This is a genomic window from Kitasatospora sp. NPDC059327 (assembly GCF_042752535.1).
Lineage (GTDB): Bacteria > Actinomycetota > Actinomycetes > Streptomycetales > Streptomycetaceae > Kitasatospora.
On the sequence record NZ_JBHYYB010000191.1, the window covers coordinates 1 to 8,024 of the forward strand.

Here is an 8,024-nt window from a genome sequence, read left to right on the forward strand (position 1 = left end):
GATCGGCACGGCCCGGGCCGTGCCGATCCGGTGTCCCGGCCCTCGTCAGCGGCCCGTCGGCGGACTGTGCCCGCTGCGGGGCCGCCGTGTAGTGTCCCCGCTGAAAGAAGTCGGGAGGTGACCGTGACGCAGTACGCCGGGGGTGGACAGGTCCCCCCACGTCCCGTCGCTCCGCCGGCCCCGCCGTACACCGGCGCCGCCGCTCCGTCCGCCGCTACCGCCCCGGGCGCGCCCCGGGGACTACCGCAGGCGGCGTCCCACTCGGTCCGCCACGGCCTGGCCCAGTCCGTGCGCGAGCCCGCGGGCCGGGTCCCGTACGGCGGCCGTCCCGCCGTGCCGCCGACCGGTACCCCGCCGGCACCCCCCGCGCCGCCCGCACCGGCGCGGCCCGTACCGCCCTCGGCTCCCGTGGTGGCGGCGCCCGCGCCGGTCGCCGCCGGGGCCACCGGGCACTTCCTGCTGCCCTCCGGTTCGCCCGTGCAGCTCCCGGCCCACCCGCCGCAGCCGCACGCGCCGTCCGGACCGCTCGCCGTGCTGCTGATCGGCCCGGCCGGCGCCGGCAAGACCACCGTCGCCCGGCACTGGGCGGAGCGCCGGCCCACGCCCACCGCCCACATCAGCCTCGACGACGTCCGCGAGTGGGTGCAGGCCGGGTTCGCCAACCCGCAGTCCGGCTGGAACAACGCCTCCGAGGCGCAGTACCGGTTGGCCCGCCGCACCTGTGGCTTCGCCTGCCGCAACTACCTGGCGAACGGCATCTCCTGCATCATCGACGACGCCGTCTTCCCGGACCGCCCGGCGATCGGCCTCGGCGGCTGGAAGCGGCACATCGGTCCCGGGATGATTCCGGTCGTGCTGCTGCCCAGCCTGGACTCCGTGCTGAGCCGCAACGCCCGGCGAAGCGGCAACCGGCGGCTGAGCGACGAGGAGGTGGCCCGGATCCACGGGCGGATGGCCGGCTGGTACAACTCCGGGTTGCCGATCATCGACAACTCCCAGCTGGACGTCGCCGCCACCGCCGCCGAACTGGACCGGGTGATCCTGGCCCGGCTGATGGGCATCCCGGTCCGCTGAGCCCCTGAGCCCCTGAGCCCGCCGAGCCCCTGAGCCCGCCGAGCCCGGTCCGTCGGCTCCGTCCGGGCCCGGGCCCTGTCGGTGCGGGCTGCGATGATGGAGGCGTCCTGTTCGACCACCCGGGGGAGCCGACGCCCGTGCCGGAAGGCCACATCATCCACCGCCTCGCCGCCGAGAACGCCAGGGTCTTCGGCGGCCGACCCGTCCGGGCCGGCAGCCCGCAGGGCCGGTTCGCCGACGGCGCCGCGCTGGTCGACGGCCAGGTGCTGACCGGGGCGGAGGCGATCGGCAAGCACCTCTTCCTGGGCTTCGAGGGCGGCGGTTGGGTGCACGTCCACCTCGGCCTCTACGGCGGGTTCGGCTTCGGCGTCGGACCGGCGCCCGCCCCGGTCGGCCTGGTCCGGCTGCGGCTGGAGAACGACGAGGCCTACGCCGACCTGCGCGGCCCCAACACCTGTGCGCTGATCACCGGCGCCGAGAAGGACGCCGTCGCCGCCCGCCTCGGGCCCGACCCGCTGCGCGCCGACGCCGATCCGGAGCTTGCCTGGCGGCGGGTCTCCGGCAGCCGGACGACGGTCGCCGCGCTGCTGATGGACCAGAAGGTGCTGGCCGGCGTCGGCAACGTGTACCGGGCCGAGGTGCTGTTCCGCCACGGCATCAGCCCGCACCGGGCCGGGCGCGACCTCACCCGGGCCGAGTGGGAGGCCGTCTGGGCCGACCTGGTCGCGCTGATGCGGGAGGGCGTCGGCGCGGGCCGGATCGACACCGTCCGGCCCGAGCACACCCCCGAGGCGATGGGGCGGCCCCCGCGGGTGGACGACCACGGCGGCGAGGTGTACGTCTACCGCCGGGCCGCCCTGCCCTGCCTGGTCTGCGGCACCGACGTGCGGACGGAGCAGCACGCCTCGCGCAACCTGTTCTGGTGCCCCGCCTGCCAGCGGACGTAGCCGGGCCGCTCACCCGGGCCCGCCGCCCTGAGCGGCCCGCGCGGGCCGGGCGCCCGCCCGACCGGTTCGCCCGACCGGTTCGCCCGATCGGTTCGCCCGGCCGGTGCGGGAGGGATGATGCGGGCTCAGGAACCACCGTAGGCTGAGGGCCGGTGCGGAGGGAGCGGCGGATGGACGGCTACGAGGCGACCAACATCGTGTCGGGCACGGTGCACGGCAACGTGGTGCAGGCGCACACCTTCGTCCAGGCGCCGGCGCCGCCCCCCGGGGTACCCCGCCAGATCCGGCCGTCCAGCGGCGCGTTCGTCAACCGGGGCGCGGAACTCGCCGCGCTGACGGCCGCGCTGGAGCGGACCGGGCCGACGCGGCCGTCCGTCGTCGCGCTGACCGGGCTCGGCGGCGTCGGAAAGACCGAGGTCGTCGCGCGGTGGGCCGAGGAGCACGCCCGCCGCTTCCCGAGCGGCCAGCTGTACGCGGACCTCACCACCGTGCGCCACCAGGGCGGCGTCGACCTGGGCGAGGTGCTGGGCGGGTTCCTGCGGGGGCTCGGGGTCCACCGGGACTTCGTGCCCGAGCGGCTGCCCGAGCGCGCGGCGCTGTTCCGGACGGTCACCTCGGCGGGCGGGCTGCTGGTCTTCCTCGACAACGTCGAACACGCCTCGGAGGTCCGGGCGTTGCTCCCGACGGCCGGGCTGGTCGTGGTCACCGGGCGGGCGCGACTGCCGGGCCTGGCGATGGTGGGTGCGACGCTGCTCGATGTCGAGCCGCTGCGGCCGGAGGCCGGCTCGGAGCTGGTCCGCAGCTGGCTCGGCCCGGGGCGCGGCACCGACGAGCAGCTCCACGACCTGGTGCGGCTGTGCGGCGGACTGCCCCTGGCACTCCAGGCGGTCGGGTCCGAGCTGATCACCCGCAGCGGACTGCCGGTGGAGCGGGTGGTGACCGAACTGGCGGACGAGGCCGGCCGGCTGGCCGCGATCGAGCACCGGGAGGGCTCCGTGGTCGAACCCTTCGAGGCCGTGTACGCGCACTTCCCCGCGCACACCCGCCGGCTCTACCACCTGGTGGGGCTGCACCCGGGCTGGCACCTGACCCCCGAGCTGGCCGAGGCGGCCGGTGTCGAGCGGGCCGGCGAGGCCCTCGGCGAGCTGGTGCGGGCCCATCTGCTGCGCCCGGTGGCGGACGAGAGCGCGGACCCGGCGGAGCGGTACCGCACTCATGACCTGGTCCGGCTGCACGCCCGGCGCCGCGCGCGGGCCGACCCCGGGCGGGAGGAGTCGCTGCGGCGGATCGTGGCCCACTACCGGGGCCGGGCGGCGGCGGCCGACCGGGCGCTCGGTGACCGGATGCGGCTGCAGGAGCCCCCGGAGCCGTCGGTGCCCGGTTTCGCCGACCCGGCCGCGGCGATGGCCTGGCTGCAGGTCGAGCGGGCCGATCTGCTGGCGGTCCTGACGGCGGCCGCCGAACAGGGCTGGCACGGCGAGGTCTGGCGGCTCTGCGAGTCGCTCTGGCCGCTGTACCACGGCCGGAAGCACTATGGCGACTGGATCGCCTCCCACCTCCTGGGCGTCGAGTCGGCGCAGTGGGACAACCGCCCGGACGCCGGGATCCGGATGCGCAACCAGCTGGCCCGGGCCCACTACGAGCTGGGGCGCTACCCGGCGGCGGCCGAGCAACTGGCCGCCGCGGCCGAGCTGCTGCCGCTGGTGGACGACCCGCGACTGGCCGGCGTGCTGGTCGAGACCGAGGCACTGCTCTGCCTGGCCGACGGGCGGCCGGAGCGGGCGGTGGAGCTGTTCACCCGGGCCCGGGAGGCCAACGCGGGGGACCCGCACGGCGTGGTGGTGCAGAGCTACCAGCTGGGCCGGGCACTGGTCGCGGCGGGTCGCGCGGAGGCGGCGCTGGCCGTCCTGGCCGAGGCGGCCGTCCTGGCCGAGCGGACGCGGGACGGCTCGATGCTGGTGAAGCTGCCGCTCGCCCAGGGGCGTGCGCTCCGGGCGCTGGGGCAGCCGGCCGAAGCCGTGCGGCTGGTCAGCTCGGCCGCGGACCGGGCCGCCGCACGGGACGAGCTGGTCAAGGAGGCCGAGGCCCGCGAGCTGCTCGGCGACCTGGCGGAGGAGCTGGGCGACCGGGCGCTGGCCGCGGGTGCGCGGGCCCGGCTGCGGGAGTTGCGCGGGCGTGCCGGCGTCCTCGGCGGGCGCGAGGCGTAGCCGGGCCGCCGAGCGCCGTCACGGCGGGGCGGTGAACGTGACCCGGACGCGGCGCTCGCCCGTGCGGACGGTGAGCCCGCTCTGCGGCAGGGTCGCCGGGTCCGAGCCGTGGTGGAGCCAGAGGGCCACGGCCGCGCCGAGCAGCAGCGGGTCGAGCAGTGGCTTCGGCGCTCCCCACGGCCGTTCGGCACGGGCCTCCAGCAGCAGACCGGCGGGCAGCCGCAGCAGGTGGCGGCTCCTGCCGAGCGCGGCCACCGCCAGTCCGAGCCCGGGGGAGCGGAAGGCCTCGGCCAGCCAGCGTTCGGCGGGCAGCTCGGCCCGGACCTCGGTGCGGGCCAGCACCTCGGCGACGTCGCGCAGTTCGAGCCGGTGCTCCTCGGCGGCGACCGCGTAGATGCCGCGCGCGGGCCCGTGGTCCGGCCCGACGGGGTAGCGCCGCAGGGCGACCTCGCTGCCGGAGACCGTTCCCTCGACGTCGTACGCCGACGGGCCGCGGGGGGTGCCCGGAAGCGGGCGCGGCACGGGGTAGGGCGGCAGACGGGGTTCGTCGGACGGTTCGTCCAGCCGTGCCAGGTGGGAGTAGAGCAGCGGGCGCAGCAGTCGGGCCGACTGCCCGCGTGCGCCGAGCGAGCGGTCGGTGAGCGGTCGCAGGGCGGCCGGATCGTGGGCGGCCAGGGCCTGTTCGAGCTGGGCGAGAAGATCGCCGTCGGGGTCGAGCGGTGGCGCGGCCTGACCGAAGGCGTAGCCGGGGGAGCGCGGGTCGAGCTCCTCGGCGCCGGTGGCGGCCAGCAGGGTGTGGCGTTCCAGCGCGGCGCCGTAGAAGGAGACCGAGCCGTGGTCGCCGATCAGGCAGTCGGCGGCGACCAGCGCGGCCTGCCAACCCCGGTGCGGCGGGACGAGCCGGAGCCCGGACTGTTCGGCGGCGGCGAGCAGGGCCCTCGGGTCGTGCCGGGCCCAGATGTTGGGGTGCAGGACGACGGCGACCGCGTACTCGTCGGCGGGCAGCCGGTCGACCAGCCGCAGCGGCAGCCGGGGGTGGCGACCGAACAGGGAGTGCTCGCTCCAGGTGGAGTTGACCACGACCAGCCGGCGGCCGTCCACGGCGCCGAGCGCGGCCCGGTAGCCGTCCCGGGCGTCGAGGCTGTTCAGCATCCGGTCGAAGCACGGGTCACCGACCACCCGCGCGTGCGGCAGGGCCTGCGGGCAGGAGATCCGCAGCCGGTCCAGCTGTTCCTCGTGGGAGAGGCCCAGGACGTCGACGAACGCTTTCCCGCGGTGGGTCAGTTCGCGGCGGGAGAGGCCGGCTGCGGTGACGGTGTCCCCGGTGGACTGGGACACCAGGCGGTTGTAGCCGGCGCCGTGCGGCAGGACGATCAGCGGGGCGTCCAGCCGGCCCATCGAGGAGTGGACGGCGCAGGCGACCGCCAGGTCGAAGCGGTGCCGGGTGGCCTCCCGCCAGTCCAGGAGGGTGAACCCGGGCAGGTCGCGCAGGAACGCGTCCAGTCCGGCGGTGAAGGCCGAGCCGGGGTTGACGGTGAGGTAGAAGCGGATGCCGTCGCGGTCGCGGAGCAGGGTGAGCACGTCGAGGACGCGGGTGGCGGAGGTGAGGGTGCGGACGACCGCGAGGACGCGTGCCTCGACCGGCCGGGTGTTCCAGCGGTCGTCGTCGGGCCAGGCCCGGCCCCGGGGCCTGCGGCGGATCAGCACGCGATGATCGTACTCATCCGGGTGCGTGCCGGGGCGGTGGCCGGACGGTGGGTCAGCCGGCCGCGGCGGTGGGCCGGTGGGGCCCGGCCGGGGCGGTGGGCCGGTGGTGCTCGGGCGCGTCGGCCGGTTCGTGGTGCTCGGCGGCGGCGCACGCGTCCAGCAGGGGGCGCATAGTCTCGTCCAGCAGCCGGTAGCGCACCACCCGCCCGTCCTTGTCGCCGGTGACCACGCCCGCCGTGCGCAGCAGCCGCAGTGCCTGCGAGACGGCCGGGTCGCGCATACCGGTGGCGACCGCCAGGTCGGTGACGGCGAGCGGGCCGGCCCGGTGCAGGGCGAGCAGCAGGGCGAGCCGACCGGGGTCGGCGAGCAGCGAGAACCGCTCGGCCCAGGACCGGACGTGCCCGGTGTCGCCGATCGCGGCGATGGCCTCGCAGACCCGGTGTCCGTCGATGGTGCGGTGGCCCGCGCGGTCGGCCGGTACGAGATGCATGCGGACATTCTCGCAGCCCCGGGGCTGTGATTCCGGACACCTGCGCAGGTGCGCAGCCTTGCAAGGGTGTGGCGGGGGACCCTACGGTGTTGCCCGCCGTGGTGCTCGGGAAGACCGGTGACGGACTCTCAGGAGTCCGGAGTCCGGAGCGGCCCTCGCCACTGTGATCGGGGGAGTCGTCCGTGCCCACGACGCCACTGGGTGCCTCGCGCGCCCGGGAAGGCGGGCACGGGAGCCCCGTAAGCCAGGAGACCGGCCACGGCATCTCACGAACGACTTTCCACGAGGTGCTGGAGCGTGATCCCACGATGACCCTGCCCGAAACCGCCGCCCCCGCGGCGCCGTCCGCCTTGCCCACCTTCCGCTGGAAGCGCGAGGACACCATCCGTACGGCCGGGTTGATGGGGGTGATCCTGGCCATGCACGTGGTGGCGTTCGGGACGCTCTTCTTCCTGGTGGCACCCGAGGGCTACGCGGTCGGTACGCAGGTCTTCGGGGTGGGCCTGGGGATCACCGCCTACACCCTCGGCATGCGGCACGCCTTCGACGCCGACCACATCGCGGTGATCGACAACACCACCCGCAAGCTGATGGCGGACGGCAAGCGGCCCGTCTCGGTGGGCTTCTGGTTCGCCCTCGGGCACTCCTCGATGGTGGTCCTGATGGCCGCCCTGGTGGCGGGCGGCGCCCAGCTGGCCAACACGCTGATGGACGACGAGTCCCCCACCCACCAGTGGCTGGGCGTGGTCGGCACCTCGGCCTCCGGTGCCTTCCTGTACCTGATCGGCGCGCTCAACCTGGCCGCCCTGTTCGGCATCCTGCGGGTGTTCCGGTCGATGCGCGCGGGCCGCTTCGACGAGGCGGAGCTGGAGGAGCACCTCAACTCGCGCGGCCTGCTGGCCCGGGTGCTGAACCGGGCGACCCGCTCGATCACCCGGCCCGGCCAGATGTTCCCGGTGGGGATGGTGCTCGGCCTCGGCTTCGACACCGCGACCGAGGTGACGCTGATGGTGATGGCCGGCTCCGGCGCGGCCTCCGGGCTGCCCTGGTACGCGATCGTCTGCCTGCCGCTGCTGTTCGCGGCGGGGATGAGCCTGTTCGACACGCTGGACGGGACGTTCATGAACTTCGCGTACCAGTGGGCGTTCTCCAACCCGGTGCGCAAGGTGTACTACAACCTGACCATCACCGGGCTGTCGATCGCGGTGGCCTTCATCATCGGCACCATCGAGCTGGTCGGGGTGCTGCACGAGAAGCTGGACCTCACCGACCCGGTGAGCGGCTGGATCGCGGACCTCTCGCTGGACAACGTCGGCTATGTCATCGTCGGGCTGTTCGTGGTGGTCTGGGCGGCGGCGATCGCCTACTGGCGGCTGGCCGGCGTCGAGCGGCGCTGGAGCCCGCGGTCCACGCGGCCCCCGGGTGACGTGCCCGCCCAGGGGACGGCGGCCGAGGACGCCGCCGACCTCGCCAGGTAGCCGGGCCGCCTCGACGCGCGCGGCGGCGGCCCCCCCCGGCGGGGGGGGAGGGGGGCCCCCCCGCGGGGGGGGCGGGCGGGTCAGACGCCGGTGTAGTTCTCGGCGAACCAGTCCTGCTGGG

General features: G+C 75.7%; 5 protein-coding genes, 1 pseudogene and 1 riboswitch. Of the genes and pseudogenes, 4 read left to right on the forward strand and 2 right to left on the reverse strand.

Features of this window, described 5'->3' with window-relative positions; all coding sequences use genetic code 11:
* The first annotated feature begins 123 nt into the window (after positions 1 to 123).
* The 3 genes from ACFXHB_RS43795 to ACFXHB_RS43805 all read left to right on the forward strand — a co-directional run bounded on the left by ACFXHB_RS43795 (position 124) and on the right by ACFXHB_RS43805 (position 4,228).
* Positions 124 to 1,074 (forward strand): AAA family ATPase, encoded by a 951-nt coding sequence (locus ACFXHB_RS43795; RefSeq protein WP_380582682.1) that lies wholly within the window; start codon positions 124 to 126, stop codon positions 1,072 to 1,074.
* A gap of 137 nt (positions 1,075 to 1,211) precedes the next feature.
* Positions 1,212 to 2,021, forward strand: a complete 810-nt coding sequence (locus ACFXHB_RS43800) for an Fpg/Nei family DNA glycosylase (protein ID WP_380582674.1) — start codon at positions 1,212 to 1,214, stop codon at positions 2,019 to 2,021.
* A 170-nt stretch (positions 2,022 to 2,191) separates the two neighbouring features.
* The gene (locus ACFXHB_RS43805) at positions 2,192 to 4,228 is read left to right on the forward strand and encodes an AAA family ATPase (protein WP_380582676.1); all 2,037 of its coding nucleotides are present in this window, start codon (positions 2,192 to 2,194) and stop codon (positions 4,226 to 4,228) included.
* Positions 4,229 to 4,246: 18 nt separating this feature from the next.
* On the opposite strand, the gene ACFXHB_RS43810 is transcribed toward ACFXHB_RS43805, so the two are convergent.
* Both ACFXHB_RS43810 and ACFXHB_RS43815 read right to left on the reverse strand, forming a co-directional pair.
* Positions 4,247 to 5,935 (reverse strand): hypothetical protein, encoded by a 1,689-nt coding sequence (locus tag ACFXHB_RS43810; RefSeq protein ID WP_380582678.1) that lies wholly within the window; start codon positions 5,933 to 5,935, stop codon positions 4,247 to 4,249.
* Between the two features lie 148 nt (positions 5,936 to 6,083).
* A pseudogene (locus ACFXHB_RS43815) lies at positions 6,084 to 6,425 on the reverse strand (ArsR/SmtB family transcription factor); the annotation flags it as partial.
* Positions 6,426 to 6,507: 82 nt separating this feature from the next.
* Positions 6,508 to 6,701, forward strand: a riboswitch (cobalamin riboswitch).
* A gap of 32 nt (positions 6,702 to 6,733) precedes the next feature.
* On the opposite strand from ACFXHB_RS43815, the gene ACFXHB_RS43820 reads away from it, so the two are divergent.
* The gene (locus ACFXHB_RS43820; RefSeq protein ID WP_380582680.1) at positions 6,734 to 7,903 is read left to right on the forward strand and encodes a HoxN/HupN/NixA family nickel/cobalt transporter; all 1,170 of its coding nucleotides are present in this window, start codon (positions 6,734 to 6,736) and stop codon (positions 7,901 to 7,903) included.
* The last annotated feature ends 121 nt before the right edge of the window (positions 7,904 to 8,024 follow it).

Excerpts from the sequence above, each read along its gene's own strand:
- ACFXHB_RS43805 (WP_380582676.1), top strand. The coding sequence starts at position 2,192 with ATGGACGGCTACGAGGCGACCAACATCGTGTCGGGCACGGTGCACGGC.
- ACFXHB_RS43820 (WP_380582680.1), top strand. The coding sequence starts at position 6,734 with ATGACCCTGCCCGAAACCGCCGCCCCCGCGGCGCCGTCCGCCTTGCCC.